Annotated in this window: 25 protein-coding genes; 13 read left to right on the top strand and 12 right to left on the bottom strand. The window is 61.3% G+C overall.

Going from position 1 to position 26,288, the window contains the following annotated elements; all coding sequences use genetic code 11:
* Window positions 1–741: 741 nt before the first annotated feature.
* Both VLU25_00245 and VLU25_00240 read left to right on the top strand, forming a co-directional pair.
* Window positions 742–1,341 carry an RNA polymerase sigma factor gene (locus VLU25_00245; protein ID HSR66342.1) on the top strand — a complete coding sequence of 200 codons (600 nt, stop codon included), beginning with the start codon at window positions 742–744 and terminating at the stop codon, window positions 1,339–1,341.
* 173 nt (window positions 1,342–1,514) lie between these two features.
* The gene (locus VLU25_00240) at window positions 1,515–2,384 is read left to right on the top strand and encodes a zf-HC2 domain-containing protein (protein HSR66341.1); all 870 of its coding nucleotides are present in this window, start codon (window positions 1,515–1,517) and stop codon (window positions 2,382–2,384) included.
* On the opposite strand, the gene VLU25_00235 is transcribed toward VLU25_00240, so the two are convergent.
* Entirely contained in the window at window positions 2,381–2,587 is a 207-nt protein-coding gene (locus tag VLU25_00235; GenBank protein HSR66340.1) for a PspC domain-containing protein, read from the bottom strand. The genes VLU25_00240 and VLU25_00235 overlap by 4 nt on opposite strands.
* A gap of 160 nt (window positions 2,588–2,747) precedes the next feature.
* Between VLU25_00235 and VLU25_00230 the strand changes: the two genes are divergently transcribed.
* The 3 genes from VLU25_00230 to VLU25_00220 all read left to right on the top strand — a co-directional run bounded on the left by VLU25_00230 (window position 2,748) and on the right by VLU25_00220 (window position 6,544).
* Window positions 2,748–4,496: a pitrilysin family protein gene (locus VLU25_00230; GenBank protein HSR66339.1), complete on the top strand. Its 1,749-nt coding sequence runs from the start codon at window positions 2,748–2,750 to the stop codon at window positions 4,494–4,496.
* The gene (locus VLU25_00225) at window positions 4,493–6,001 is read left to right on the top strand and encodes a pitrilysin family protein (GenBank protein ID HSR66338.1); all 1,509 of its coding nucleotides are present in this window, start codon (window positions 4,493–4,495) and stop codon (window positions 5,999–6,001) included. Before VLU25_00230 ends, VLU25_00225 begins: the two co-directional genes overlap by 4 nt.
* Before the next feature lie 63 nt (window positions 6,002–6,064).
* Entirely contained in the window at window positions 6,065–6,544 is a 480-nt protein-coding gene (locus VLU25_00220; protein HSR66337.1) for a tetratricopeptide repeat protein, read from the top strand.
* Between the two features lie 68 nt (window positions 6,545–6,612).
* Here VLU25_00220 and VLU25_00215 read toward each other — a convergent pair whose 3' ends face one another.
* From VLU25_00215 to VLU25_00205, 3 genes are all read right to left on the bottom strand, one after another.
* Window positions 6,613–7,425 carry a PP2C family protein-serine/threonine phosphatase gene (locus VLU25_00215; GenBank protein ID HSR66336.1) on the bottom strand — a complete coding sequence of 271 codons (813 nt, stop codon included), beginning with the start codon at window positions 7,423–7,425 and terminating at the stop codon, window positions 6,613–6,615.
* Window positions 7,422–8,405: a glycine cleavage T C-terminal barrel domain-containing protein gene (locus VLU25_00210; protein HSR66335.1), complete on the bottom strand. Its 984-nt coding sequence runs from the start codon at window positions 8,403–8,405 to the stop codon at window positions 7,422–7,424. Before VLU25_00210 ends, VLU25_00215 begins: the two co-directional genes overlap by 4 nt.
* A gap of 68 nt (window positions 8,406–8,473) precedes the next feature.
* The gene (locus tag VLU25_00205) at window positions 8,474–9,178 is read right to left on the bottom strand and encodes a metal-dependent hydrolase (GenBank protein ID HSR66334.1); all 705 of its coding nucleotides are present in this window, start codon (window positions 9,176–9,178) and stop codon (window positions 8,474–8,476) included.
* 57 nt (window positions 9,179–9,235) lie between these two features.
* On the opposite strand from VLU25_00205, the gene VLU25_00200 reads away from it, so the two are divergent.
* The 3 genes from VLU25_00200 (at window position 9,236) to VLU25_00190 (ending at window position 11,362) form a co-directional block, all read left to right on the top strand.
* Window positions 9,236–10,099, top strand: a complete 864-nt coding sequence (locus VLU25_00200) for an alpha/beta hydrolase (GenBank protein HSR66333.1) — start codon at window positions 9,236–9,238, stop codon at window positions 10,097–10,099.
* 3 nt (window positions 10,100–10,102) lie between these two features.
* On the top strand, window positions 10,103–10,480 hold the full coding sequence (gene folB / locus VLU25_00195; protein HSR66332.1) for a dihydroneopterin aldolase: 378 nt from the start codon (window positions 10,103–10,105) through the stop codon (window positions 10,478–10,480).
* 204 nt (window positions 10,481–10,684) lie between these two features.
* On the top strand, window positions 10,685–11,362 hold the full coding sequence (locus VLU25_00190) for a zinc metallopeptidase (protein ID HSR66331.1): 678 nt from the start codon (window positions 10,685–10,687) through the stop codon (window positions 11,360–11,362).
* Window positions 11,363–12,143: 781 nt separating this feature from the next.
* Here VLU25_00190 and VLU25_00185 read toward each other — a convergent pair.
* Window positions 12,144–12,956 carry an AraC family transcriptional regulator gene (locus VLU25_00185; GenBank protein ID HSR66330.1) on the bottom strand — a complete coding sequence of 271 codons (813 nt, stop codon included), beginning with the start codon at window positions 12,954–12,956 and terminating at the stop codon, window positions 12,144–12,146.
* A gap of 79 nt (window positions 12,957–13,035) precedes the next feature.
* On the bottom strand, window positions 13,036–13,560 hold the full coding sequence (locus VLU25_00180; GenBank protein HSR66329.1) for a Spy/CpxP family protein refolding chaperone: 525 nt from the start codon (window positions 13,558–13,560) through the stop codon (window positions 13,036–13,038).
* Window positions 13,561–13,793: 233 nt separating this feature from the next.
* On the opposite strand from VLU25_00180, the gene VLU25_00175 reads away from it, so the two are divergent.
* Window positions 13,794–14,651 carry a rhomboid family intramembrane serine protease gene (locus VLU25_00175; GenBank protein ID HSR66328.1) on the top strand — a complete coding sequence of 286 codons (858 nt, stop codon included), beginning with the start codon at window positions 13,794–13,796 and terminating at the stop codon, window positions 14,649–14,651.
* A gap of 84 nt (window positions 14,652–14,735) precedes the next feature.
* On the top strand, window positions 14,736–15,188 hold the full coding sequence (locus tag VLU25_00170) for a CBS domain-containing protein (GenBank protein HSR66327.1): 453 nt from the start codon (window positions 14,736–14,738) through the stop codon (window positions 15,186–15,188).
* A 38-nt stretch (window positions 15,189–15,226) separates the two neighbouring features.
* On the opposite strand, the gene VLU25_00165 is transcribed toward VLU25_00170, so the two are convergent.
* The gene (locus VLU25_00165) at window positions 15,227–16,537 is read right to left on the bottom strand and encodes an aminotransferase class V-fold PLP-dependent enzyme (GenBank protein ID HSR66326.1); all 1,311 of its coding nucleotides are present in this window, start codon (window positions 16,535–16,537) and stop codon (window positions 15,227–15,229) included.
* A 164-nt stretch (window positions 16,538–16,701) separates the two neighbouring features.
* On the bottom strand, window positions 16,702–18,882 hold the full coding sequence (locus VLU25_00160) for a TonB-dependent receptor (protein ID HSR66325.1): 2,181 nt from the start codon (window positions 18,880–18,882) through the stop codon (window positions 16,702–16,704).
* Window positions 18,883–18,998: 116 nt separating this feature from the next.
* On the opposite strand from VLU25_00160, the gene VLU25_00155 reads away from it, so the two are divergent.
* The 3 genes from VLU25_00155 (at window position 18,999) to VLU25_00145 (ending at window position 23,017) form a co-directional block, all read left to right on the top strand.
* Entirely contained in the window at window positions 18,999–19,655 is a 657-nt protein-coding gene (locus tag VLU25_00155; GenBank protein ID HSR66324.1) for a Maf family protein, read from the top strand.
* A 401-nt stretch (window positions 19,656–20,056) separates the two neighbouring features.
* Entirely contained in the window at window positions 20,057–21,166 is a 1,110-nt protein-coding gene (locus VLU25_00150; protein HSR66323.1) for a squalene/phytoene synthase family protein, read from the top strand.
* Between the two features lie 42 nt (window positions 21,167–21,208).
* Entirely contained in the window at window positions 21,209–23,017 is a 1,809-nt protein-coding gene (locus tag VLU25_00145) for an AarF/UbiB family protein (protein HSR66322.1), read from the top strand.
* Window positions 23,018–23,048: 31 nt separating this feature from the next.
* On the opposite strand, the gene VLU25_00140 is transcribed toward VLU25_00145, so the two are convergent.
* The 4 genes from VLU25_00140 to VLU25_00125 form a co-directional block, all read right to left on the bottom strand.
* Entirely contained in the window at window positions 23,049–23,357 is a 309-nt protein-coding gene (locus tag VLU25_00140; protein HSR66321.1) for a type II toxin-antitoxin system PemK/MazF family toxin, read from the bottom strand.
* Window positions 23,354–23,578 carry an antitoxin family protein gene (locus VLU25_00135; GenBank protein HSR66320.1) on the bottom strand — a complete coding sequence of 75 codons (225 nt, stop codon included), beginning with the start codon at window positions 23,576–23,578 and terminating at the stop codon, window positions 23,354–23,356. The genes VLU25_00140 and VLU25_00135 overlap by 4 nt, the downstream gene beginning before the upstream one ends.
* 664 nt (window positions 23,579–24,242) lie before the next feature.
* On the bottom strand, window positions 24,243–24,692 hold the full coding sequence (locus tag VLU25_00130) for a hypothetical protein (protein HSR66319.1): 450 nt from the start codon (window positions 24,690–24,692) through the stop codon (window positions 24,243–24,245).
* Window positions 24,693–24,720: 28 nt separating this feature from the next.
* On the bottom strand, window positions 24,721–25,512 hold the full coding sequence (locus VLU25_00125; GenBank protein HSR66318.1) for a hypothetical protein: 792 nt from the start codon (window positions 25,510–25,512) through the stop codon (window positions 24,721–24,723).
* Window positions 25,513–26,288 lie beyond the last annotated feature (776 nt).

The following is a 26,288-nucleotide window of genomic DNA, read 5'->3' as shown; positions in this document are numbered from 1 at the left end:
GCCCGTGGGTATTATCGAAACTGTCCCGCCCGCACCCGCGATTCGACCCGCTGCCCCATCTGCTCCTGGGCCGCCAGCAAGACCCGCATCCGCCAGGAAATGGGATCTCAAGCCGTGCGGAAGCTTGGGGGAAACCTAGTGCAGTGCGTCAGAAGTTTTGAGCCACCCTGTCGCGTTATCCCACGCTTTCAGCGTTCGGACCCTTGCCGTCTGAAACCCAGGGTGGCGCCGCCGTCTCGCTAGCGCTCGCCGCGGCTGACCCTGGGCTGGCGAATCGCTCGCCTTCAGCGAGCCCGGACCTGACTTCTAACACAGTCCCTTGGGCTGGCGAATCGCTCGCCTTCAGCGAGCCCGGACCTGACTTCTAACACAGTCCCTTGGGCTGGCGAATCGCTCGCCTTCAGCGAGCCCGGACTTGACTTCTAACACAGTCCCTTGGACTGGCGAATCGCTCGCCTTCAGCGCGCCCGGACTTGACTTCTAACACAGTCGCTGGGCTGGCGAATCTGTGCCTGTCAGGGACAGGAACGCAGGGCCCTGGCTCAGAACTTATGACCGGCAGCACCAGGCGTCGATCCAGAAAGCATTGACTTGTTGACGCTCTTGACAACGGGGCGGTAGAATTTCGCCCGCAAAGAGATGACAAACTCCCACGAATGACGGACTTGCGGGGGCGGACCACAGTCGACCGGGAGGGTTTTGCCGGCTTGGCCTCCCTACTGAATTCGGACACTGGAATCGATGGATGAGGCTAGCGAGCAGAGTGAGAAAGAGATCGCCGTACGGCTTGTCGAACGCGTCCATGAAGGCGATGAGGCGGCCGAGGCCGAGTTCTTCCGACGGTACGAGAGAGGGCTCCTCCTCTATCTGCGGACCATGTGCCGCGACCATTCTCTGGCCGAGGACCTTCGCCAGGAGGCCTTTAAGATCGTACTGTTGCGGTTGCGTGAGTCGGGCTTGAAAGACCCCTCTCGCCTGGCCGCCTTCCTGCGCCGCACGGCCCGCAACCTCTTCATCGGCGACTACCGCAAAAAGGCGCGCCGCCGCACCGAAAACGGAGTGCAAGGACTCGACCGTCTGGCCACTGCTCCAGCCGAACAATTGCGCCGCCTTGAGAAAGAACAGCAGGCCCGCTGGGTCAGGAAGCTGATCGGGCAGCTCAATACCCCGCGCGATCGGGAACTGCTCTATCGCTTCTATATCGCTGAAGAGGAAAAAGAGGACATCTGCCACGACCTCGATCTCGACAGCTTGCATTTCAACCGGGTCCTCTTCCGGGCCCGCCAAAGGTTCAAACAGATCGTGGAGAAATCCCGCCAGGGACGCCAATCCAGGGAGTAAAGTGCCTCTAGAACGCAACTGGTTTTATGTTTACGCGCTGAATTATCGCTTCTTTGGGTGAGACAATCCGGAGGCTGTCGGCAGATTTATGAAGAGCGGGGCACAACGAGTTGTGAGGATCGCCCCGCCCAGGTCCGATACCGCGATACAGCGAGGAAGAGGAACAGGACGCTATGCGTCATGAATACATCGAAGAAAATCAAGTTGTCGACCGCTATCTGATGGGGCGCTTGAGCCTTGAAGAAAGCGAAGCTTTTGAAGAGCACCTCCTGCACTGCACCCGCTGTCAGGAAGAGATGGAAACCTCGCGGGCCTTGCAGAACGGACTGAAAGCGGCTGCCGCCAGGGGTTGGCTGGATCCCCCGGCCGCGCAGGATACACGCCCGGCGGGACGGTCCGTTCCGCTTTGGACCCTGGCCGCGGCGGCAGCCTTAGCCGCTCTCTTGATCTTGCCTCCCATCTACTTGTTCCTTCAGATGAACACGCTCGACCGTCAACTGGCCGATACACGCCTGGAACTGGAGCAAGCGCGGCGGGTTTCGCAACAGCACGAGGATGAAGCTGAGCGACTCAATCGCGAAATCCAGGCGCTTCAGGCCCAACTCGGCCAGGAAGATTCGCAGGTGCGGGAACAGCTTGAACAGGAACGTCAGGCGCGGCGGCTGTTGGCGGCTAACCTGCAAAGACTGCAACAGCCCCACATCAACACGCCCGTGATCCCTCTCGACGCTCTGCGCAGTTCAGCGGGCGAAGGGGAAGCCGCTACCGTGGTCCGGGCCCAGCCGGATTCCGGCTGGATCGTGCTGGCCCTGCTGCTGGACCGGGCCGATTACGCCGACTATCGAGTGGCCTTGACCCGCCAGGACGAAGTCGTCTGGCAGAGCGGCGGATTGCGCCCCAATTACCGGGACGAACTGGTCATCAACCTGCCCCGCCCAATGCTTCGGGAGGGACCCTATCAGGTGACGGTGGAAGGGATGACGGAGAGCGGGCAGGAACGCCGCCTGGCCCGCTACGCCTTTACCTACCAGCCCGCACCCTAGCTCCCGTCGGCCTTGGGGACGATCAGCCACAAGATGAGATAGGGCAGGAATCCCGGCAGCCCTCCCGGCATCAGCAGGACCAGGAAGAGGATGCGAAACCACATGGGATTCAAGCCCGTAAAGGCCCCCAAACCGCCGCATACGCCGGCCACGATGCCGTTCTGACGGCGAAGCTTATTTTCCCTAATGTGAGTTGCTGTCATACTACCTATTACGGGCGCCATCCGCCGTATGTTCATCGCCTTGTCAGCGCCTTGGATTGAATGAAGATAAGCGTCAGCGTTTCTTGGCGACGATTCGTTGGCGATGCTATACTTGCGCTTGCAATCAAGGAAAACCCTACCCAGGAAGAGGCAAACAGCAATGATTACGAGAAAGCGTTTCATTCTTCTGCTCTGCGTCTTGCTGACGGCGTCGTGGGCGTCCGCTCAGCAGGTCGAAGTAGAAGAGCTGGTTCTGGACAACGGAATGACCTTTCTCTTCGTTCCGCGCGAGGGCGATCCCAACGTGGCAGCCGGATGGCTGGCCAAGGTGGGATCGGCCAATGAGCGTCCCGGCATCACCGGCATCTCGCACTTGTTCGAGCACATGATGTTCAAGGGGACTCACGCCATCGGCTTGGCCGAAAGCGTCGACATCGAGGCCAACCTGGCGCTGATGTCGGAAATGGACCTGCTGAAGGACCAATTGCGGAAGGAAGAAGAAGAGTTGTTGCGGCGTTATCGGCTAGGACTCATCGCCGATTTGAACGATCCCCAGAACCGCTCCCCCCGCCACCAGGAATTGATCGAGAAGTTCGAAGAGCTGACGCTCAAGGAAAAAGGCCAACTCACCAAGAACGAGTTCGACCGCATCTACACCCAGGCGGGCGGCAGCGGTATGAACGCGGGGACCACCAGGGACTGGACGATCTATTTCATCAACGTCCCCTCGAACAAGCTGGAGTTGTGGTTCTGGATGGAGTCGGACCGTCTGCTCAATCCGGTCTTCCGCGAGTTCTACGCCGAGCGGGACGTTGTGAGGGAGGAGCGCCGCCTGCGCACCGAAAGCACTCCCACGGGCAAATTCCGCGAGCAGTTCGAGTCGATGTTCTGGACCTCTCACCCCTACGGATGGCCCGTGGTGGGATGGCCCAGCGACGTCGAATCGATTACCCGCGAAGAGGCCGAGGCCTACTACGATGTCAACTACGCCCCCAACAACCTGGTGGCCTGTCTGGTGGGAGACTACGACGTGGAGACGGCCAAGGAACTGGCCCGGCGCTACTTCGGACGACTCCCGCGGGGACCCAAGGACCCTGAACCGGTGCGCACCCTCGAGATCGAACAGCAGGCCGAGAAGCGCATGATCGCTTATGCCGAAACCAACCCTCAGGTGCAAGTGCGCTGGCACAGCGTTGCCGACGGGCACGCCGACGAACCGGCCCTGCTGGTGATTGGAGCTTTGTTGAACGGGCGCAGCGGGCGGCTTTACAAGTCGCTGGTGCTCGACAAAGAGATCGCCAACCGGGCTTCCGCCGGTCAGGACGGAATGAAGTGGGCCGGCTATTTCAGCGTCAATGCCGTGGCCAAACAAGGCAAGGACCCGCTTGAGGTCGAACAGGCCATCTACGAAGAGATCGAGAAGCTGAAGACCGAATTGGTGGAAGAGCGCGAACTGCAGAAGGTCAAGAACAACTTCGCTGCCAACAACTTCCGCCGCATCGAAAACAACTTCTTCCTCATGCTGCAGTTGCTCATCGCCGATGGCAACCGATCTTGGGAGGCCTTCAACGAAGATCCCAAGCACTTGCAAGCCGTCACCGCCGAAGACGTGCAGCGCGTCGCCAAGAAGTACTTCAAAGACGAAACCCGGGCCGTGGCTCTCTATTACACCAAGGAATCGGACAAGCCCGAAGATCCCATGCTGGCCGCGCTCTCGCCGGAACAAAAGATGATGGTGAAGCAAATGGAAGGCCGGATTTCCCAACTGGATGCCGATCAGTTGGGTCAAATGCTGGGTCAGTTGGAGGGCGGCAACGTTTCCGAGCAGATGAAAGCCGTTGTGCCGGTGCTCAAGAAAATGATCGAGGAACGCAAGAAAGAACTCGAGATGGAGGGACAAGAACAATGAGAAAGTTCATTACCATGCTGGCACTGGTCCTCTTGGCTCTCAGCCTGGGCGCCACGGGCGCTTGGGCGGGTGAAGAGAACGACGACAAGATCCCCTCACATCCGGATCAACTGGAGTATCCGCCGCTGGACTACCCGGCGCCCCAACGCTCGGACTACCGCCACGTACTCAGCAATGGCGTGGTGGCCTATCTGGTGGAGGACCACGATCTTCCCCTCTTCGAAGTCACCATCTACCTGCGCGCAGGGGACTATCTGGATCCGCCCGGCAAGGCCGGACTGGCCTCGGCCATGGGCAGCCTGCTGCGTTCGGGAGGATCGCAGTCGCTGCAGCCCGAAGAATACGACGAGGAAGCCGACTTTCTTGCCGCCCTGATCAGCAGCCGGCTGGGCGATACCTCGGGTCAGGCCTCGGTCAACGCCCTCAGCAAGGACATGGACAAGGCCCTGGGACTGTTTTTCGACATGCTGCGCACTCCCGGCTTTGATCAGAAACGGATCGACCTCTATATGCGCCAATCGCTGCAGCAGATGGAGCGCCGCAACGACAACACCAGCGGAATCGAGTTCCGCGAATGGCGCCGTCTGCTCTACGGAGACGACTTTTTCTCCACCCGGTACTCCACCAAGGAGTCGCTTGAATCCATCACCCGGCAGGACCTTCTCGACTTCCATGCCCGCTACATTCACCCCGCCAACTTCATCATCGCCGCGTCCGGTGACTTCGACAGCGAGGCACTGATCGCCAAGCTGGAGTCGGCCATGCAGGGTTGGCCGGAGGGCGAGACAGCTCCTCCGGTGCCCGAGCCCGATTTCCAACCCCAGCCCGGCCTCTACATGGTCAACAAGGATGACGTGAATCAAGGCAGGGCCTCCATCGGCCACTTGGGAATCACGCGTGACAACCCCGACGTGTTCGCCATCCAGATGATGAACGACGTCTTGGGAGGCTCGGGTTTTACCTCGCGCATCACCAACCGCGTGCGCAGCGACGAAGGCCTGGCCTACAGCGCCGGTTCCGCGATGAATCCGGGCACCCACTACCGCGGGCAGTTCCGGGCCCTCTTCCAGTCCAAGAGCACCACGGTGGCTCAGGCCATCCAAATCGTCCTGGAGGAGATAGAGCGTATCCGCAGCGAGCCGGTGCAGCCCGATGAACTGGAGACGGTCAAAGTCAACGCCATCGAGACCTTTCCCCGCCAATTCTCTTCCGCTGAATCCATCGCTTCGACCTTTGCCAACGACGAGTTGATCGGGCGGGAAGAGGACTATTGGAACACTTACCGCGACCGCCTCCGCGCGGTGACGGTAGAGGACGTCCAAAGAGTCGCCCAGCAGTACCTTCACCCCGACCAGTTGGTGATTCTGGTGGTGGGCAATGTGGAGGAGATCATGAAGGGGCACCCTGATCGCCCCGAATTCTCCATCTCCAAGTTGCCGGGCGGAGAGAACCCCACCATGGTTCCGCTGCCCGATCCGCTGACGATGGAATACGGCAGTCAGTAAATGCGCCTCGTCAGGACGTCTCCGCCGCTTCGGCAAGCGGAGGCGTCCGCCCGCTTACCGACCATGAAACGGATACTCGAATCCGCGCTGCTGATCGCGTTGCTGACGCTGCCCGCAGTCCACTTCGCGGCGGCATCCCAGCAGGCCAAGCAGCCAACTCCGCAGGCGCACCAGTCTTCTCACGATCCTGAAACCCAGAAGGCGATCCGCCTGGCCATCGACGGACTCTACGAAGAGGCTTCCCGTTCCCTTCGCAGGCTGCTTAGACAACGCCCCAAGGATCCGCTGCTGCTCTACTACCTGGGCGTCTGCTACCACAAGATGGACCGCAACGGGCTGGCCCTCGAGTACCTGCGCCAGGCGGTCGATGAGGAAGCCCCCTTTCCTCAGGCCTACTTGTGGCTGGCCCGCAGCTACCTGCGCCATGAAGAACCCGGCTCCGCCCGCGCTGCCCTCGATCAAGGCCTCAGCCTCTTCCCCCGCAACGAAGATCTGCTGGAAATGCAGGCCCGCCTCGGCTGCGCAACTCCCAATTGCCGATAGCCAACTCCACAAGGGGAGATCCACTGGTCTTGCGGGTTGGAGATTGGGCGCTTGAAGTTGCGAAGCAGTCAGCCCTTGCGGACGATGATCAGAGTGCGGTCGTCGCTTTGGCGGGCGTGGCCCGTGAAGGAGTCGACGTCGTCCAAGACGGCCTCGAAGATCTCGCGCACGGGGCGTCGCTGCATGCGGAGCACTTGCTTCTCCAGCCGGCTCACCCCGTATTCCTGCTCATCGCCGTCCACAGCCTCCACAATGCCGTCGCTGTAGGCCACCAGCAGATCGCCGTTCTTGATCATGACTTCGCCTACCTGGTAAGGGACCGGGGGAGTATCGAAGGCCCCCAGCACCGGGCCTCCCACTTGCAGACGCACGACTTCGTCTCGATGGAAAACCAGGGGCGCGAGATGACCGGCGTTGATGTAACGGAGCTTGCCGTCGGGATGCAGTTCGGCGTAGAAGGCGGTGATGAACTGGTTGGCCAGGGAACTGCGGAACATGCGACGGTTGAGCTTCTCGAAAAGCAGCGGCGTGGTGTCTTTGGCGTAGTGGGCTTCGAAGGCGATGCCGGTGTAGAGCGCGGTGTTGAAGTCGCGTACCAGCATGGCCGCCGAGAGGCCATGTCCCGAGACGTCGGCGATCACCACTCCCAGCCGTTCCTCGATATTGAATCCCTGCAGTTCGATGAAGTCGTAGAAGTCGCCTCCAACCCATTCGATAGGCAAGGTGCCGCCGAATATGCGGAAGTCGCGATAGCGCCGCACGATCTTGGGCTCGGGGAGGATCTTGCGCTGCATCTCGGCCACCGAGATGAACTCCTCTTCGATCTCCCGCTGGGGAGTTCCGATGACGGCCTTGAATGCGGCGTCGTAGTTGTCCTTCATCCGAAGCTCTCAACCACCTGGGCCTGAGCGTGATCTTCTCCCAGCACCGCCTGCAGCATCGTTCCGGGCTCGATGTAGGCTTTTTTCAGGTAAGCCAGTGCAATGGGATGGCCCAGGCGCGGAGAGTAGACGGCGCTGGTAACGGACCCTGCGGTCCGTCCCTCCTCGTTAACCACTTTGGCGCCTTTTTCAGGGACCTTTTCCCCTTTCAGCGCCAGGCGGCAAAGCAGCCGGGCCACGCCTCCGATATAGGTGGCCTTGGCAACCACTTCCTGCCCGATATAGCATCCCTTGTCGAAGTCGAGCGCTTCGTTCAAGCGGGCCTCCATGGGGTATCGGCCTTCGTCGAGTTCGGCCCCGTGGCGGGGGCGTCCTGCCTCCACCCGCAGGGTCTCGACCACTTCATCGTCGGCCGCCTTGATCCCCAGGGCCGAGCCCTTCTCCAGAGCCGCCTTGCCAAAGTCCTCACCCGACTCGGAGTCGAGCAGGACCTCGCAGCCGTCCTGAGCCAGATCGGCCTTGCGGATCACCCAGGCAGTGCGGCCCTGAAAAGCGCCCTGGGCCAGATGCAACTGGGCTTGGGGGGGCGCCGTGCCGAGGAGCAGCTTGGCGGCTTGGTCGCAGCTCGGTCCCTGCAGGGAAAAATGGGCCCATTCGGAAGAGACGTCCTCCAGTTCAACCTCGTCCATGATGATGAACTTGTTCAGGGTCTCGATGGTGGTGGCGGTCAGATCGGCGTCTAAGTCGATGAGCAAATCGTCGTCAAACTTGTAGAGATAAAAAGAGGCGACGATCTTGCCTTTCATGGTCAGGAAGGTGTTGAACCGTCCGGCCATCGGGGCCAGTTTCTCAACGTCGTTGCTGACCATCGAGTGCAGAAACGAAACTCGATCAGGCCCGCTGGCACGGATTTTCCCGCGCCCTCGCAAATCGATCAGCGCGGCCGACTGGCGGGCGGCTTGATATGCGTCCAAGTCCATAGGCGCCATTTGAGCAGAAAGCGGGCGCGGGAATCAAACCGGGATCGAGTTTCGAGAGTGAAAACCCTCTACATGTTGTAGCTGTTTCCCGCCTCCATGGTGATCACCTCGACGTCCTGGTCGGAGACCAACTTGGCGAACTCCTCGGGAGTCCCGGTCAGGGGCGGGAAGGTGCCGTAGTGCATGGGGATGACACGCTTGGCCTTGAGGAGCTTGCAAGCGTGGGCAGCTTCCTTGGGTCCCATGGTGAAAAGGTCGCCCACGGGCAGCATGACCAGGTCGGGCTGGTAGAGTTCGGCGATCAGTTGCATTCCGTAGAAGATACCAGTGTCGCCGGCGTGATAGATGGATTGCCCGTCTTCGAAGGTAACGACGAAGCCGGCAGGCTCGCCCCCGTCCCAGATCTTGCCGCCCTCCTCGATCAGGCTCGAACTGTGGCGGGCGTCGGTCATGACGACGTGGACGTCGTTGATCTTCTGGCCTCCGCCCTTGCTCATGGGTTGACAGTTTTCGATGCCTTTCTCGCCTAGATAGTGGCCTATCTCGTAAATGCAGCCGATAGCCGGTTTGTACTTCTTGGCGATTTCGATGGCGTCTTGAAAGTGATCAGCGTGGCCATGAGTAATCAAGAGGGTGTCCAGCGAGCCGAGTTCCTTATCTTCGTCAGGACAGGCCGGGTTGTTCATGACCCAGGGGTCGATGAGCAGCTTGCGGCCGCCGGGAGTGGTGATCAGAAAGGTTGCGTGTCCCAGAAATTTGATCTTGACTGACATGCCTTCAGTCTAGACGTTCGGCGTGTTCCAGTCCAACGCGGTACAATTCCTCCCAGCATGTGGAAGATGGTGTTGAAAATGCTGGGCGCGGCGGCTGCGGGACTGGCCGCGCTGAAGCTGGCGGTGGTCTATTTTGAGCCTAAACTGGTCTTCCATCCCACCCGCGGATTGACCTCGACCCCGGCCCACATGGGACTGGATTACGAAGAGCAGCGCATCGAGACCGCCGACGGCGAGACGGTCGTGGTCTGGACGGTTCCCCATCCCGAGCCTCGCGGGCAGGTCCTCTACTTCCACGGGAATGCAGGCAACCTCTCCTCTTGGGTGGAGTTCCTCGACTCCTTCCACCGCCAGGGATACGCCGTCACGGCATTCGACTACCGGGGCTACGGAGAGAGCAGCGGCAGGCCCAGCGAGCAAGGCCTTTACCGTGACGTAGACGCCGTTCTGAAACACTATCGCAGCAGCCTTTACATAGACGGGCCTCCGGTTATTTTTTGGGGACGTTCGCTGGGAGGTCCGGTGGCGGCTTACGCGGCTTCTCTTCACGAGCCGCATGCGCTGGTCCTGGAGGTCACTTTTCCCAGCAAGGACTCCCTGATCGAAGACCAGTGGCTTTTTCGGGCCCTCAGTCCGCTGGCGCGGTATCAGTTCGCCACCGTCGAACACCTGAGCCGGCGCACCTGTCCGGTGCTGGTGATTCATGGGGACCGCGACCCGGTGGTGCCATTGCAGCAGGGGCAGAGACTCTATGAGGCACTGCGTCCGCCCAAGCAGTTCTACCGGGTGGAAGGCGCCGAACACAACAATACCCAACTGGTCGATTCCCGCTACTGGAGCCGCGTCAATGCGTTCATCGAGGGCCTTGGGCAGGGCGACGCCAGGTCGGTGCCCCGCCGGTCGCTGGGCGAGGGAAGGTGAGGCGTGCAGGAGGCGCTCGACCAGATTGAAATCAAGGGCATCTCCTGCATGGCTCGGGTGGGGGTGCCGCAAGAGGAGCGCAGCCGTCCCCAGAAGATCCTTCTCGACGTTTGGCTCTACCTGGGACTGGAGGCGGCCTGCAACACCGACCGCTTGGACTTGACGGTCGACTACGGCCAGGTCGCCGAGGAGGTGAGGCGGCGGGTCGAGGCCGGATCCTTCGTGCTTCTGGAGCGGCTGGCCGACGAAGCTTGCCAGGCGGCTCTCAGCGATCCCAGGGTGCAGGGCGTCAAGGTCCGCGCCAAGAAGTTCCCGCAAGCTCTCAGCGGTCAGGTTGATCACGTCGCCGTGGTGTTGACCCGCGAATACCGCCATCCGTGAGGGGAAACTAATCGTCCTGCCGTACGTCTTATTGAACAAAGGACGGAACGCCGGCGTATCGTAGGCTAAGGCATCCCGAATCATCGGCGGACTGCCCTTGACATAGAGCAATGCCGGTCTTAGCTATGATCTGTAGGGAGAGCGTCACTGAACAGACAACCGGCTCAGTGCCGGTATCGAAATATAACGAGGTAAAACAAAGCGATGTTCTTTTTTGATCCCACCTACCTGTTGTTCATTATTCCGCCCCTGCTGTTGTCGTTGTGGGCCAGCTTCAAGGTCAAGAGCAACTTCAGCAAGTATTCCAGGGTGCGCTCGATGCGCGGAATGACGGGAGCGCAGGTGGCCGAGCAGATGTTGCGTCAAGCGGGAATCTACGATGTACAGGTTACCCGTGCGCGCGGATTTCTCAGCGATCACTACAACCCCTCCAGCAAGACCTTGGCGCTTTCCGACGGCGTCTACGATTCGGCCTCGGTGGCGGCGGTCAGCGTGGCGGCTCACGAGGCCGGACACGCCTTGCAGCATGACAAGGGCTATGCCCCCTTGCACCTGCGTACGGCGCTGGTGCCCACGGCCAGCATTGGATCGAGCATCGGCTACATGACCATGGTGCTGGGCCTTTTTCTTTCTTCCAGCCTGATCTACCTGGGCGCGCTGCTCTTTTCGGCGGTGCTCCTCTTCCAGTTGGTGACGCTGCCGGTTGAATTCGATGCCTCCAGCCGCGCCAAGCGGATACTCTTTCAATCGGGATTGATCGCCGAGCAGGAACGGGAAGGAGTCGCAAAGGTGCTCAACGCGGCGGCTCTGACCTACGTGGCCGCTGTGATCAGCTCGCTCATGACGCTGCTCTATTTCTTGATGGCGGCGGGCCGCGATTAACCCCGGAGACGCGAAAGTCCCGGCCGGTATGCGTTCCTGCTCGCTGGGAGGAACGCTCCATTCCCCCAAATGCTTCAGCCCGAGGACTATCCTCTGGCCGAAAGCCGGCCGGGACCTGTTCACGATAGAGTCGTGGGAAAGCTTCCCCGGCAGAGGCCTTACCTCATTGACGAAGCTCTCTCACGAATGAACCCCCCCAGCCTAGCCGCCCGGCGGCAGTCGTTTCTTGAAGAATTAAAAGGCCCTGGCAGAATCTGCAGGTTTTTCTGCTAGGGCCACCTAGGTGCCAAGCGAGTTCACCACACCGGGCAAGTTTCAGCGACCGCGGTGAAGGCTCAACTGCCGAGAGCATACCCTCCGTGCCGCTGACTTTGGTCACGGGAACTTGACCTGTGCGTGAACTCGGCCACCCGGTGCTGCCGGTCATAAGTCTGAGCCAGGGCCCTCCTTTTCTTGTCCCTGGAAGGGACAGATTCGTTAGCCCAGCGACTGTGCTAAAAGTCAAGTCCGGGCTCGCTGAAGGCGAGCGATTGGCCACCCCGGCGACTTTGTGAGAAGTCAAGTCCGGGCTCGCTGAAGGCGAGCGATTCGCCAGCCCAAGGGACTGTGTTAGAAGTCAGGTCCGGGCTCGCTGAAGGCGAGCGATTCGCCAGCCCAGGGTCAGCCGCGGCGAGCCCCAGCGAGACGGCGGCGCCACCCTGGGTTTCGGACGGCAAAGGTGCGAACGCTGAAGGCGTGGGATAACGCCACAGGGTGGCTCAAAACTTCTGACGCACTTGCTCTAGTGGCCCTGGCGGTTGCGGCGGCGGTAGTCTCCCGGAGTCAGGCCGGTCTGCTCCCTGAAGACCCTGGTGAAGTGGCTTTGATCAGAGAAGCCGTTTTCCAGGGCGATCTGGGCCAATGGACGGCCGGACTCACGCAATTGACGGCCCGCTCTCTCGACGCGGCGGCGGCGCAGGAACTCTCCCGGCGTGGAGCGATAGAAGCGCCGGAACTGGTCGCACAAGTAGACGGGATGCACGTCCACTTGGCGGGCCACTTCTCCCAGCTTTACGCGCTCTCCCAGGCGGGATTCGAGAATTTCGCGCGCTTGCTTAAGCCATCCCGGCAGGCGTCTTTCGGGGCGTTCGCTCCGGCGGCGTCCCAATTCCACCAGCATGAAAATGATGAGTCCTTCGGCGGCCAGGTGCGAGCTACTGTCCCAGCGGCGGAACTCGCGGTAGAGTTGATGGGCCGCCCAGGTCGCCCGTCCGCCGCAGCTCTCGGCGGCTTGCTCCAGATGGCGATCCAGTCCCTTCCCGGCGAAATCGTCCTGCAACTCGATGTTGAAGGAGCGGACCGGGTCAGGGCCGAACTCTTCCCGGTGTTCTTCACCAGAGGGATGGAAGGCCAGCATGTCGGGCCGGCATTCGCGCAGGCGCCTGCCGTAGTGCTCGCGGTAGTGTCCCTGGCGGATCAGACAGAGATAAGCGTGTTTATGGGAGTGGGCGGAAAGGCGGGTGCGGGCGGGGTAAACGGTTTCCGTGAGCAGGAACCCTTCCCCCTGCCGGCTCCCGACGATCCGTCCGCAGTAGCAGCCGGGGTCGAGTTGCATACCTGTACCTCGGTACTGGTATACGCCGGACGGGGGGATACGGTTCGCTTTTGGGGCGCCGCAGGGCGCCCCGTGTTGCTTAGCGGCCGCCTCGCCGGCCACGGGGGCCGCGGTCCCGACGGTTCTCGCGGAATTGCTCGAACCGCTCCAATTGTTCGGGGGTGAGAAGGGCCTGAAAATCGGTCCAGGCCTGCTCCCTGATGGCCCGCAGTTGGCGGCGGTTCTGATGCAGGGAGATGACGATGGCTCCCACCGCTTCGGCGGAGGGCGATTCACCATCGAGCGCGGTGCGCAGTTCATCGCGCAGGGCCCGCTGCTCTTCCCTCACGGCCTGGCTCTGATCGCGGGCCTGTTCGCGGATCGCGCGAGCCTGCTCCTGTTGCTCTTCGCTCAGGTCAAGGGCCCGGATGAGGCGTCCCAGGTGGTGAGCCCGGTGCCGCGCGCGGCCCATTTGGGGGCCTCCTTCAGCGAAAAATCCACCTCCGCCGCCCGGTCCGATGCCCGGGCCTTGGGGACCGTTGCCGGGGCCTTGAGCCCAAGCCCATCCTCCGGCCAGCAGCAGGGCCAGAGACAGTATGGCGACCATTCTATGTCTGCTCGACATGGCTTCCTCCTCGATTAGGTCTTGCTCCGTTTATCGTTCGTCGTTTCAGGTGCGACCTCATCTCCCCAGGGCTTGTCCGCGTCCTGCGGTTTGTCCCTTGCAACTCACCTTACTCGCCAGGTAGCGAGATGTTTCAGGGGCTGCCGTTTTTCCCTCGGTGGAGGACCCGTTTCAGCGCCAGCGTGTACAATGCCCAGATCGCCGCGAGGTTGGATGACCGATGAGAGGTAACGATGTTCGAACGCAAACGTGAAGGATCAGTCGTTTGCCCGTCCTGCCGGAACCTGGTGGGCGTTAAAGACGAGGTGTGCTACAACTGCGGACGCCGAAATCCGGGGATGTGGGGATATGCCCAAGTCTTCCAGGCCCTGGGCAACGACTTGGGTTTCCTGCCTTTCGTCTTCTACGGCTGCATCCTGATGTATGTGTTGACGCTGGCCTATGATCCGGCCGGCATCGGAGCGGGAGGTCTTCTGGGCATGCTCTCCCCATCCCCCAAGGCCACTTTGGTCTTTGGAGCCAGCGGCTGGTATCCGTTCTTTGTGCTGGACCGCTGGTGGACCGTCCTCAGCGCTTCCTTCCTGCATGGCGGGCTGCTTCACATCTTCTTCAACCTCTACTGGGCCAGGCTGCTGCTGCCGGCCGCCACCACCCTGTTCGGCGTATCACGAGCCGTTATTATCTTTACAGCCGCGTCCATCGGAGGCTTCATGCTGTCCTCGGTGATGTACACGGTGTTCGGGGGCATTCCGGTCATCGGAGGCGCTCAACTTACCCTGGGGGCGTCGGCGGCCATCTTCGGGTTGCTGGGGGCGCTGGTCAATTCCAACTCTTCGGTGGCAGCCCAGGCCAAGTACATGGCGATCTTCGTGGCGGTGTTGGGCCTCATCATTCCCGGAGTCGACAACTGGGCTCATGCGGGAGGATTCGTCGCCGGCTATCTGCTGGCCGGCTTTTACTCCAAGGCGGATCGGGAATCGCAGGGCGAGCTCTTCCTGGCAATAGCCTGCATCGCGGCTTTCGTGCTTTCCATCGTCGTCTCCTTTCTGGATGCCCAGTCCTTGCCGCTGGAGCGGATCTTCGGCGGCTGAAGACTGGAACTTTTTGCGCCGATGGTTTATCTTGCCCCCTTCATGCCGCCACGTGGGGGCAACTTAGGCAAGGAGTCGATCTGGATGTACGAGAGGAAAGACCGTTGGTCGGTAGGCGAATGGATGACACCCAACCCGGACAGCATTCCGCCTGACTACAGCGTGCGGCATGCCTTCGTCAAGATGCGTCTTGAAGGCTATCGTCATCTGCTGGTGGTGGACAATGGCCACCTGCTGGGCATCGTCACCGACCGCGATCTGCGCCGGCCCGACATTTCCGACGACGTGGAAGGCTGGCACGACTACTACAACCTGGACCACGACTACGCCGTCCGCGACATCATGACTACCGATCTGGTCACTCTTTCTCCCCAGGACCGCCTGGAGAAGGCCGTCAAGTTCGTCCTCGACAACAAGTTCGGAAGCCTTCCGGTGCTGGACAAGAATGACGAACTGATCGGCATCCTCACCACCCACGACATCATCAAGGCCCTCAGCGAGATCCTGCAGGACTTCGGCGACCATCTGCGCAAGTGAATTGGGAGTTGGTCTTTGGAGGTTGGAAGTGGCAGCCGTCAGGCTGCCGGCATTCCGTTTCGGATCACGTTCTCCATGGCGTCGCAGAAGCGTTCCAGTTCTTGCAGCGTAGTGTAGACGTTGGGCGTGATGCGGAGCCCTTCGAACTCGGGGTGCTTGATGGGCGTCACGATGATGTGATGCTGCCTCCACAGATGGGAGGTCAACTCGCCGCTGTCGACTCCCTCGATCTGAACGTTGGCCAGAGCGCAGGAGTACTTGGGGTCGAGGCTGGTGTGCAGGCGCACCCGGTCGTGCTGCAGGAGGCGCTCTGCCCAGTAGTGGGTGAGGTAGCGCAGACGGGCCTCTTTGCGGCGCGGTCCGATGCCCTCATGAAAGGTGATGGCGTCGCCGATGGCCAGGTAGTTGGCGGCAGGATGAGTCCCGATCTCCTCGAACTTGCGGATGTCCTCGTCCATGGCCGGCGGGGCCGCCATCATGGGCCACAGGTCTTTGATCTTCTCGCGGCGGACGTAAAGCAATCCCGTGCCGTGGGGCGCCAGCAGCCACTTGTGCAGGCTGGAGGCGTAGTAGTCGCAGTCCAGGTCCTGATGGGTGAAGTAGAAGTGAGCGAAGGCGTGGGCTCCGTCCACCACCACGGGAACGCCCTTGCGGCGTGCCATCTGCACGACCTTCTTGACGGGAAGAATCTGCCCCGTCAGGTTGATGATGTGGCACATGAGGATGAACCTTGTGCGGGCCGTGATGTTTTCCTCGAACAGGCGCACGATCTCGTCATCGTCCTCGGCGGGGACCGGAATGGAGAACTGGCGCAGCTTGACACCCTCGCGCCGTTCCCTCTGGCGGAAGGTGTTGATCATGCGGGGATAGTCCTGGTTGGTGGTGAGGACTTCGTCGCCGGCTTGGAGATCAATGCCGAACTGGCAGATCTGCAGGCTCTCGGAAGAGTTGCGGGTCAGGGCCACTTCTTCGGGGGAGCATCCGAAGGTGCGTGCCAGGCGTTGGCGCACGCCCTCGCGCTGAGGTTCGAGGATGCGCCACATGGTGTAGACGGGGGCGGTGTTGGAGTAGTCGAGATAGCGCTTCATCGATTCCTGCACGGCGGCCGGGGCCGGTGAAACGCCTCCGTTGTTGAGGTTGATGAGGCTGCGGTCGACGGTGAAGGCTTCCTGCACCTCGCGCCAGTAGAATTCGTCTGCCGCGATGGCTTCTGGAGTGCGCGTCTCGCCGGCCAGCTCGGCCAGTCGAGAGAGGCTGCGGGCCAGCGCCTTGGGTTCGGCGGAAAGAGTGGCGGTTGCGGCGGCGGCCGGGATACCCAGAGCCCCCATAAAGTGTCGTCGATTGAGCATCGTCCCCTCCCAGCAGGAAAAAAGCGGTTCCCTTCTGCATACACGATTCCCGCTCGCCTGTCGAGTGTCGCCCGCGAGATCCTTCGAACTTCGTCGTTCCCACTGCGTACTTGCCGCCGGACAACGCCAAGCGGGCTTCTGCCGCCGCCAACACTTGTTGAGCGTTACTGCAGGTCGACCTCCAGGGTCACCAGGCCGGCGATGCCGGGGGCGGCGATGGCCCGGCTGTCGGGGCTGATGGGGTAGTCCTTGTCGAAAAGGTTGCGCACCAGGAAGCGCAGGTTGTATCCCCTTTCGACCTCCCACCCGAAGCCGGCGTCGAAGGTGAAATAGCCCGGCATGACGATCTCGGAGGGGCCGGGCTCTTCGTCGCGGGCGAAGAGGCTGCCTTGCAGGTGCAGGTATCCTTTCTCGGCCAGCGGACGCCGCAGTACCAGTCTCAGGTTTTCGGTGGCGATGTCGGCCAGCGGCTGGTCGTCGTCCAACGCGGTGCCGCCCGCGGCCGCGGCGGCGGCTTGCAGCGTCCAGCGCGAGGGCAGGTCGGTTTCGACTTCCACTTCCAGTCCGCGCAGGCGGGCCCGTCCCCGGTTGCGGAAGAAGAAAAGGTCGGGTTGACCTTCGAAGCGCTCGATCAAGTCGTCGATGCGGTAGTGGTAGTAGAAGACCGCGGCCTTCCACTGGGAGGCCGTGTAGCGCATGGACATGTCGTACTGGATGCTTTCTTCAGGCTGCAGGTCGGGATTTCCGGTAATGAATCCGCGTGCGGTGATGCCGGTGAAGAAGCGGTCGGAGAGGGTGGCGTCACGGAAACCGCGCGATACCTGGCCGGTTAGGGTCAGGCCACGCGTGAGTTTGGCGGTCAGGGCCCCGAATCCGGAGAGGGCGCCGTTGTCTGTGGAGACGTCGCCCGCGCCGCCCCCCTGATTGCGGGTGGTGATGCGGTCGTAGCGCAGCCCCGCCGATCCGGTCAGGAACTTGTTGAAGGCCGTCTCGCCGCTGACGTAGAAGGCGGTGTCGCGCTTGCGGGCGTCCTCGATGGATTGTCCCTCGGAGGCGCTCACCAGTTGCCCGTCGGGGGAGAAGGTGAAGCTGCGGTCGATGGCCTCGAGGTCGAAACGCCCGTTCAGGTCGATTCCGAACTCGACGCGTCCCCGGCCCAGGGGACGAGTGGCCACGGCTCTGAAGCCGTAATCCTCGGCTTTCACGTCGGCGTCGTCGATGATGCGTCCCTGCCCGGCGGTGGGATTTTCGTCGCGGCGGGTGGTGACCTGATAGCGTCCCAGGAAGAAGTCCATCTTGAGGCGCGAGAATCCGCCGACGGGGTCGAGGTCGTAGCTGGCTGAGAAGCGGTCCGAGTCCTCTTCGGAATAGAACACGCGCAGTTCCGGATTACGGGTGTCGGGACGGCCGATGCTGCGTCCGAAGTCGCTCTGCCAGCCCAGCGAGAGGACGCCCGGCCCGACCTCGTGCTGAAAGCGCCCCAGAAAGCCCTTGTCGCTGGCTGCCGAATTGTCCACCTCGCCGCGGGCACTCTGGTAGTCGTCGAAGTCGCGGTAGCGTCCCTGCAGCAGGAAGCCGCCCTCGGGGAGTCCCCAGGAAACCTCGGCGCCGGCCGTCTTCTGCGGCAGTCCGGCGGCCAAGGTGCCCCTGAAGCGGAAGCGCAAGGGCTGTCCCGCCTCGGGACGGCGGGTGCGGGCGTGGATGATGCCGCCGAAGGCGTCCGATCCGTAGGCCACCGAGCCGGGTCCGCGCGAGACTTCCACCCCCTCCAGGAAGAAGGGATCGAGGTAGGTGGCGCTGGGGCCGGCCCGGCGTTCGCTGGTGACGCGTCCGCCGTCGAGCAGGATCAGCGTGCGTCCGCCCGAGAGTCCGCGCACGATGGGGACGCTGGCGTGGAGGTCGGAGGTAGTGCTGACTCCGGCCACGTTTTCCACCGCTTCGCTGAGGCGCACGGGCGCCCGGCGGGCGATGTCGCTGCGGACCACCGTGGTCATCCCGCTGGCGGGCGGAGCCTCGATATTGGGCGTGACCGACGACGACACCGTCACGTCCTCGCTGGAAAGCGGCTCAACCACGATGACCAGGTCGCCGTCCTCGGGCAGCTCCTCGATAAAGACGGGCGCCACGTAGCGTCCGTCCGAGAGCACCACCAGCACCTCGAAGGGAGCTTGGGGCGGCGGATTCCAGGTGAAGTAGCCGCGCGAATCGGTGCGCACCGAGCCGGGCTGCCCCACGATAGAGACATTGGCGTCGATTACAGGCGTGCCCTCCTCGGTGAGGACGCGGGCCTGAAGGGCGGTTGAAGGCTGAAAAGACAGTGCCAGCGACAGGACGAGTTCGAGCATAGTAATTCAATCCAACAGAGGGCTTTGATACCATTTCCGTTCTCTAAAGTTCAATCTGAGCCGCTCCTCGCAGGCCCGAAGATGGTCGGAGACGGCTCCCCAGAGCGGATGGCGATATGGACACTTCACCCAGGCTCATCCTGGCCTCGGGTTCGCCGCGGCGCCGTGAGTTGTTGAGGCGTTTCGGGGCGCCCTTCGAAACCCGGCCCAGCCGAGCTCCCGAGGAGGTGGAAGATGGCGAGTCTCCGGCCGCCATGGCCGAGCGCCTGGCACTCGACAAGGCGCGCTGGGTCGTCCGCGAACTGTCGGAGGACGGCTCGCTCAAGGGGCATTCGGCTCTGGTTCTGGGCGCCGATACCACCATCGACCTGCAAGGCGAGATTCTGGGCAAGCCCGCCGACGCCGAGGACGCCCGGGCCATGCTGGGACGCCTCAGAGGACGCGCCCACGCCGTCGTCACCGGCGTGGCCATGATCAGCCTTGCGGCTGGCGCAGAGGCCTCCTCGGCGGTGGCCACCACCGTGTGGATGCGCGACTTCAGCCAGTCTGAGTGCGATGCCTACGTGAAAACCGGCGAACCCCTGGGCAAAGCCGGCAGCTACGCCATCCAGGGAAAAGGCGGAGAACTGGTGCAACGCTGGCAGGGATGCTGGAACAATGTCATGGGACTGCCGCTGTGCGAGGTGGGGCGCCTGGGCCGCCAATTGACCGGCGCTTCCATCAATCAGGGCCCCATCTGCCCCCAGCCCTACGGCAGCCGCTGCTTCTACTAGACCATCGATTCTCAAGCCCTCGTTGGCCACTACCTCGGACTGGCCCATCTAAGTACAGGTGTGAGGTCGCCTCAGTCGCCGCAAGGATGCGCCTCCCACCAGACGACGAACATGGGTGGAGAAAAACCGCGCTAGCGCATCCTTGCGGCCCTCCTGCGCCAAGGCCAGGGAGGGCTTCGTGATGAGCGCAACGAACCAAAGAGGCAAGCACCTCCCCTCTGGGCAGTTAGCCCCAGGCCTGGTGGGAGGCGCATCCTTGCGGCGATCCTGGAAATGCTTCTATCGGGCCAGATGGCGGGGCTGCCGAGCGGGGCCCCGACCGGGTGGGAGGCGCACCCTTGCGGCCGTCCCTTGCCAACTCCCTTCGCCCCGGCACCCGCTTTGGATTAAAATGTCCCGCCATGAGGTGGCGGATTCCGTTCATGCTGCGGCGGCCGGCTCTGCTCCTGCGCGACTTGTTGGTCAACCGCGAGCGGCCCGACCTGGGCTCTCTGCGCCGGGAAGAGGACCCGGAGACCTTCGTCTGGAGAATCTTGCCTCACGCCGCCCGCACTTTTTCCGCCTGCATCGCCTTGCTGCCCGAGCCCATCGCCCGGCCCTCGGCGGTGGCCTACCTCTACTGCCGCTGTCTCGATTCCTATGAAGACATGCTCCCCGAGCACACACAGCGTCAGGAAGCCCTGCGCAATTTCTATCGTCGTCTGGGGACGGCTCCCGTCACGACGGCTCCCGCGGCCCAGCGGCTTTCCCCCGAATTGGCCCGCGACGAGAGGGATCTTTCTCACGTCCTGCTGGTCAACCGGAGCGGTCTGGTCGACCAGGTCTTCTTCAACCTCGATCCCGCCGCCCAGCAGATCGTGCTCGACCTGGTGCATGGAATGGCCGAGGGCATGATCTGGTCCTCCCAGATCTTCGCCCGTCAGAAAGGCGTGCTGGCCAGCAGCGATCAACTGCGGCGTTACTGCGGCTACGTGCTGGGACTGCCCACCATCTTCGCGGCCCGCATGATGAGCCTGCACTACCACGACCGCTCCGAGTTGACGCCCGGGCAGCGCCAGAACGCCCTGCTGGCCGGTGAAATGGTGCAGTTGGCCAACATCACCCGCGACATCGAAAAAGACCTGCGCCGAGGGGTCGCCTATCATCCCGACCTGGAGCCCGTGTTGGGAGTCCGCGAGAACGGCACGCCGGCTGAGCAGGAACGCGTCCGCCGAGTGCGTGAAGAACTGTTGCTGCGGGCCCTCAGGCTGGCCCCCGCCTATCGCCGCTTCGTCCAGGACCTGCGCCTGCGCGGACTCAACTTCGGACGCGCCTCGGCCATCCTCATGCTGCTCTTCACCGACCGCTACTATCGCTCCTGCGCCGCCCGGCTGGGGCGGCCGGCCTGGGACGGTCCGCAGTCGGGGCTGGGAGTCATCCTCAAGAGCCTTCCCGCCGTGGTTTCTCCCCGCTGGAGCGAGCGCATTCTGCTCCAGGTCGAGCGCTCTTTCCTGGAGTTCGCCGAGAACTGAAGTCCTGTAGATATGAGACAATCCAGAGGCATGGGAAGGTTCTTGAGGTGGATTTTTGTCTTTGCGGCCTGCTTCAGCTCGCTCTTTTCCCAGATCGAGCTGCCCTCTTCCCCTTCACACGCCTCTGAGTACAACGTCGCCCAGGAGGCGGTGGCTCTGGCCGGCGACGTCATGGCCGGGCTTACCCCTCGGCAACAGCAGCAGATCCTGGGCGTGGTGGGACGCCTGCGCAGCGGTTCTTCGCAGGGTCTTTCCCCCCAGCGGATCGAAGAACTGATGGAACTGATCGGGTGGGAGCGCTACCGGCCCCGCATCCTGGAGCTGGCCCTGCACCAATCCGAGGTGCTGGAGATCGTCCCCGAAGATCAACCGGCCTGGCGCCACATCGTCCACGACGCGCTGCTTTACTTTCTCGACGACCTGCCCCGAGAGCGGCTCATCGAGCGTCTGTTGACCCAATTGGGACTGCCTTCCGACGCTTCCCGCGGAGAGCGCGTGCTGCGCTTGGCCGACCGGACTCCCAGCCTGCAGAAGCTGGGCCAGATCCTGGCCCGCCAGCCGGCCGTGCCTGAAGACATCCGCGGCTATTTGCAGGAGTTGGAGAACTCCATCTCCACCACTTCCGCTCAGCAACTGATCGACTACATCGTGGAAAGCGTGGGCGAGCAGCGGCTGCAGCGCTATCAGGTCGAGTTTGCCGACCAGGTACTGGCCGAAGCCTCGGTGGGCGCCGTGATTCGCGCCAGTCTGGTCTTGCCTGACGAGGAGCGTCCTCGCCAAGCCGTCTGCAAGGTCATCAAGGACTACGCCGTTCGGGCCCTTGAAGAAGACCTCGACATCATGCTGGGCTTGGCCCGCCACTTCGAAAAGCATTCCCGCCACTACGGCCTCGGCAACGTTCCCCTGTCCGAAATGTTTCGCGAAGTGCACTCGGCCCTGCTGCGCGAGGTGCAGGTGGTCGAAGAGCAGAAGAACCTGCGCCGGGCTCACGAGTATTACGACGGACAGCCCAAGGTCAAGGTCCCCCGCATTTATCCTCCTTCCACCGACCGCGTCACCTTCATGGAGTTCATCGAAGGCGGCAAAATCACCTCCGCCTATCCCGGCAACCCCGGGGCGCGCAAGGCCCTGGCCAAGCAGCTCAACGACATCCTCATCCTTGACGTCCTCTTTTCCCGGCAAGACCCTGCGCTCTTTCACGGCGATCCTCACGCCGGCAACGTCTTCTATTACGAAGGCTCGGAGGAGGAGCCCGGACGGCCCCTCCACCGCATCGCCCTTCTGGATTGGGGCCTGGCGGGAACCTTGCCGCGGGAGCAGCGCAAACAGGTCATTCAACTGCTCTTGGGCGTCTATCTCAAGGATGCCGACCGCCTGCGCGAAAACGCGCCGGCTTTGGTGGAAGGGGGAATCCCCGACACCCCTGAAGACCGGGTTCGAGTGGATGCCATCGTCACCTCGACGCTGGCCTCGCGGGGCAAGGCCGACCCTTTTACCGTCCTCAGCGATTTCATCACCCGCCTGGCCCAGGCCGGCTACCGCATCAACTTCAACCTGGGGCTCTACATCAAGGCTCAGATCACCGCCATCGGCATCCTCAAGGAACTCGATCCCGACTTCGACTTGGCCGGGGCCGCCACCGGGCGCATGGGAGTGATGATCCTCAAAGAATCGCCCAAACGCCTTCTCAACACGGTCTATTTTCCCGGTTGGACCCGCCACAACTACCGCAGCATGGTCTCTAACGAAGACATCCGCGACGTCCAATTCAACTTCATGAGGCGCGGCTTCCGCCGCCTCGGACTGTGGATCTGGAAGGGCATCTCCTTCCCCGTCCGCGCCTTCCGTTAGTAGTCCGGGCTCGCTGAAGGCGAGCGATTCGTCAGCCCAGGGTCAGCCCCGGCGAGCGCAAGCGAGACGGCGGCGCCACCCTGGGTTTCAGACGGCAAAGGTCCGAACGCTGGAAGGCCAATGCGACAGAGTCGTTGGGAGGTCCTAAGTCCGTCGAAGATATGAAGGCTGTGCCGGCAAGTCTTGCCCGTTCGAGGTTGGTCGTCAGGGGGACCACCAACACAGATTGAAGGACGCGGTTGAGCGCATCACTCTGCCAGATGATGACAGGTCTTCGCCCAGTTTGTTCCTGAGGCCGGTACGGTCCGAGATTCGCCCACCAGATCTCGCCTCGTTTCACTGGCGATCCTCGTCATCAAGTGCATCAGCCCACTGCTCCAGCCCCGCGCTTGCTAGCGCTTCATCCTCGCTGGCTCTTGCGGCGAGACGTTTCAAATCCCACCGGCTCCGATCAGGACGGCGGACAATAATAACCCCCACCCGTTCGCCGGACCGGAGTTGCAGCGGGCGTTCCGGCTTCAACATCCCATCCTCGTAGCGCGCATCAACAGTTCGCATCATAGCCATAGTCTAGCATGTGGCGGGATCCGCCACTTCCTGAGTTATGGAACGCTCAGTTTTACGACGTCTCGTCAGCGGCTACATCCGTGGCGCCCACAAACCATGCACCCCCAGCCTAATCCCCCTGCCAATCCAAAGCTGGCCCTGAGATTCTTGAACGACACCTCGCGGCACACGTGTTGTGAAGCCCGACGGTTCCATTTGGAGGGCCCCAGTGTGGCCCAGTGCTTTCTGCTTTTAGGTCAGAAACGGTCAGAAACCCGGCGGCGGAAAGCCCGGAAATAGGGTTTGCGCCCAGCCAACGGGTGGGAAATCTGCAAATTCTGGGCAGAAATCGTCTACACACGGCTTTGCCTGTCCTTGTAAACTGCTGAAAATAAAGAGCTTACAGTCACAATGTCACCTGATCCCAAAGCAGAAGGCGGGAAATCGCGTAACTATACGCAAAATAAGCCTTTTATTTTCAAGCACTTAGGAGGCGCTGTGTTGAAGTCTGTTGAAATCTGTGGTTCCTGGGTGCACTGACCAGCTACAGTTTTACCTACACTCCAGCCCGACGCAAAGCAAAATTTTCGCAGTTAAAGTTCGTAATCGCGACGGCCATATATTGGAGGCCAGGCTGGGGTTCGGCAGCGCTGCATCCGTTTCTCGAGATCTCAACAGTTCACTTTATTAGGCGCAGTCCCCTCAAGATATCAAGATCCCAGGACGTCAGTGCATCGGACAAAAACTGAGCCGCAAGCACGGGTTCCAGGTTCTTTTGAAAGTCATCTTCTGCGAGGAATTGCTTTAGAGCTGAGCTTAGCTGTTTCGGGGTAACGCTGCCGCGTTCGCTGGAAGCAGTTGGTGCGAGTTCGAACACCACCTCGTACCAGGCCTTCGATACCAGAGGTTGTCGAACCCAGTTTTTGTTGCGTGGAAAAATACCTTCCAGCAGCGGCAACTGGATGCTGGCGACAAGTGACACGTTGGTGATTGCCAGTCCAAGGAAGAGGTGCTCAAGCCGGATCATCCCGGAATGCCGGCCCTCAATGACAGCCAGGGTGATGGCTTGTAAGGCCGACTTGTTGAACAGCCCCATTCTCGGCGGTGCCAGTTGTACTCCAGCGCTCATGAGTCGATTCTCGCACAAGACGACTGCCTCAGCACAAGCAACTGGAAATCGGCGTCGTAAGAGTGATTGTGCAGAACTTGAAGCTGAAGACAAACCCGATCGTTACCGTATACCGGCAGCCTGTGATCCCCTTGATGAAGTCAAGTCTGGTCGAAAAGCTGGCCCTCGGGCATATGACGACTGGCGCCTTCGCCGGATCACACAGATCGTAGACGCAGCGGTTGAAGATGCCGCCGCAACTCGTGAGTTTATACTTGGTCGTGAGGTCGCTGACTGGAACCTTGGTCCAACTTACGCCCAAAGTGGAGGCAGAGAACAAGGAGAAGCTTCCGCTGGCGCAGGCGATCAAGGTTACAGTATCTGTGAGGTCAGCCGAACCCGAAGAATCAGGGAATACCAACAATCCATTACCGAACCATTGCAGACCTGTGCTTCCGCTCACCGTCTTTTCGGTCTGACCTGAGATATTGCGAGTGTCGGAGTTATTCATCAATCCCCACGTCTGGACATATATCTCCTCGCTCTCCGGTTCCACCTGTTCGTACTCGTGGGAAACAGACTCGTAGTAGGCCATCTCCCCGGTACCGGGTTCGCAAGTAGCGGTTTCTGGATTAACGATCTGGTAATGCATGATGAGGCCCCCAAACGGGCGTCCGTTATCGACGACGAAGGAGCCATTTTCCGCATCCCTTAGCGGCTCACCTGTGGACGATCTAAAGAACCCGTCACTGAGGAGATGATCAAAGCTCACCGTCGCTTGCTCACCGCTCCGGAGGCTGATCTCTCCCGAGTAGTCTTGACCATCGATTGTCGTGGTCATTCGAACAACGCTCTCGTCCTGGCTGACGTTGAAGAAGGATGCGATTGTATTAGACTGTCCGATGGTTGGAGCAGCAAATACGCCAACTTCCTCTCCTCCGTACTAGATACGCTTTCGTATTCGTCTATCGTAATCTCACTGACGATTGTCAAGGAATATCTTCGGAGGATTAGCAAATTCACGGGTGAGCAGGAGTTCTAATGATCGATGGGTGGAGTCGACCGGGTTGATATCCGGGCACCCCACGTGGCGCTGGGATCGCCGAGTAAGACGTGTCTGCCTGTCAAGGCGCCCTAGGCCGGATCTGTACTATAGTCAGGAGGTCACCCCAGCCAAACCCCTTTGATTACAGGGTTTTTTACCGTCCCGAGTACGCACTGTAGATAATTTTGTAGATGCTCCGTGCACTACATCCGCCAGCGTGACAGCTATAAACTATTGAAAATAAAAGGTTTAACCCTCCGGCGTTTTCTGCTCCCAAAGCAGAAGGTGGGTAATCGCGTAAATACGCGAAAAATAAGCCTTTTGTTTTCAAGCAGTTAGGAGGCGCTGTGTTGGGATCTGTTGAAATCCGTGGCTCCTGGGTGCACTCACCAGCTACAGTTTTATCTACAGTCGGGAATTGTCAAACTGGTTCAAATCGAGCAAGGCAGGTCGCATATGACAGACATCGATGCTAATCGAGCCAGTTGTCGATTTGAATGCCGTCGATTCGCTCGAAGTGGCGTTCATTGTTAGTCACGACCCTTAAGTCATTCTCCAAGGCAGTGGCCGCG

This window comes from Acidobacteriota bacterium, from assembly GCA_035471785.1.
Taxonomy (GTDB): domain Bacteria; phylum Acidobacteriota; class UBA6911; order RPQK01; family DATIPO01; genus JANQFM01.
This window is presented reverse-complemented; position numbering and strand designations above follow the sequence as displayed.

What these genes read in the sequence shown, in the direction of transcription:
- VLU25_00245 (HSR66342.1), top strand. Translation starts at nt 742, where the DNA reads ATGGATGAGGCTAGCGAGCAGAGTGAGAAAGAGATCGCCGTACGGCTT.
- VLU25_00240 (HSR66341.1), top strand. Translation starts at nt 1,515, where the DNA reads ATGCGTCATGAATACATCGAAGAAAATCAAGTTGTCGACCGCTATCTG.
- VLU25_00235 (HSR66340.1), bottom strand. Translation starts at nt 2,587, where the DNA reads ATGACAGCAACTCACATTAGGGAAAATAAGCTTCGCCGTCAGAACGGC.
- VLU25_00230 (HSR66339.1), top strand. Translation starts at nt 2,748, where the DNA reads ATGATTACGAGAAAGCGTTTCATTCTTCTGCTCTGCGTCTTGCTGACG.
- VLU25_00225 (HSR66338.1), top strand. Translation starts at nt 4,493, where the DNA reads ATGAGAAAGTTCATTACCATGCTGGCACTGGTCCTCTTGGCTCTCAGC.
- VLU25_00220 (HSR66337.1), top strand. Translation starts at nt 6,065, where the DNA reads ATGAAACGGATACTCGAATCCGCGCTGCTGATCGCGTTGCTGACGCTG.
- VLU25_00215 (HSR66336.1), bottom strand. Translation starts at nt 7,425, where the DNA reads ATGAAGGACAACTACGACGCCGCATTCAAGGCCGTCATCGGAACTCCC.
- VLU25_00210 (HSR66335.1), bottom strand. Translation starts at nt 8,405, where the DNA reads ATGGACTTGGACGCATATCAAGCCGCCCGCCAGTCGGCCGCGCTGATC.
- VLU25_00205 (HSR66334.1), bottom strand. Translation starts at nt 9,178, where the DNA reads ATGTCAGTCAAGATCAAATTTCTGGGACACGCAACCTTTCTGATCACC.
- VLU25_00200 (HSR66333.1), top strand. Translation starts at nt 9,236, where the DNA reads ATGTGGAAGATGGTGTTGAAAATGCTGGGCGCGGCGGCTGCGGGACTG.
- VLU25_00190 (HSR66331.1), top strand. Translation starts at nt 10,685, where the DNA reads ATGTTCTTTTTTGATCCCACCTACCTGTTGTTCATTATTCCGCCCCTG.
- VLU25_00185 (HSR66330.1), bottom strand. Translation starts at nt 12,956, where the DNA reads ATGCAACTCGACCCCGGCTGCTACTGCGGACGGATCGTCGGGAGCCGG.
- VLU25_00180 (HSR66329.1), bottom strand. Translation starts at nt 13,560, where the DNA reads ATGTCGAGCAGACATAGAATGGTCGCCATACTGTCTCTGGCCCTGCTG.
- VLU25_00175 (HSR66328.1), top strand. Translation starts at nt 13,794, where the DNA reads ATGTTCGAACGCAAACGTGAAGGATCAGTCGTTTGCCCGTCCTGCCGG.
- VLU25_00170 (HSR66327.1), top strand. Translation starts at nt 14,736, where the DNA reads ATGTACGAGAGGAAAGACCGTTGGTCGGTAGGCGAATGGATGACACCC.
- VLU25_00165 (HSR66326.1), bottom strand. Translation starts at nt 16,537, where the DNA reads ATGCTCAATCGACGACACTTTATGGGGGCTCTGGGTATCCCGGCCGCC.
- VLU25_00160 (HSR66325.1), bottom strand. Translation starts at nt 18,882, where the DNA reads ATGCTCGAACTCGTCCTGTCGCTGGCACTGTCTTTTCAGCCTTCAACC.
- VLU25_00155 (HSR66324.1), top strand. Translation starts at nt 18,999, where the DNA reads ATGGACACTTCACCCAGGCTCATCCTGGCCTCGGGTTCGCCGCGGCGC.
- VLU25_00150 (HSR66323.1), top strand. Translation starts at nt 20,057, where the DNA reads ATGAGGTGGCGGATTCCGTTCATGCTGCGGCGGCCGGCTCTGCTCCTG.
- VLU25_00135 (HSR66320.1), bottom strand. Translation starts at nt 23,578, where the DNA reads ATGATGCGAACTGTTGATGCGCGCTACGAGGATGGGATGTTGAAGCCG.
- VLU25_00130 (HSR66319.1), bottom strand. Translation starts at nt 24,692, where the DNA reads ATGAGCGCTGGAGTACAACTGGCACCGCCGAGAATGGGGCTGTTCAAC.
- VLU25_00125 (HSR66318.1), bottom strand. Translation starts at nt 25,512, where the DNA reads ATGACCACGACAATCGATGGTCAAGACTACTCGGGAGAGATCAGCCTC.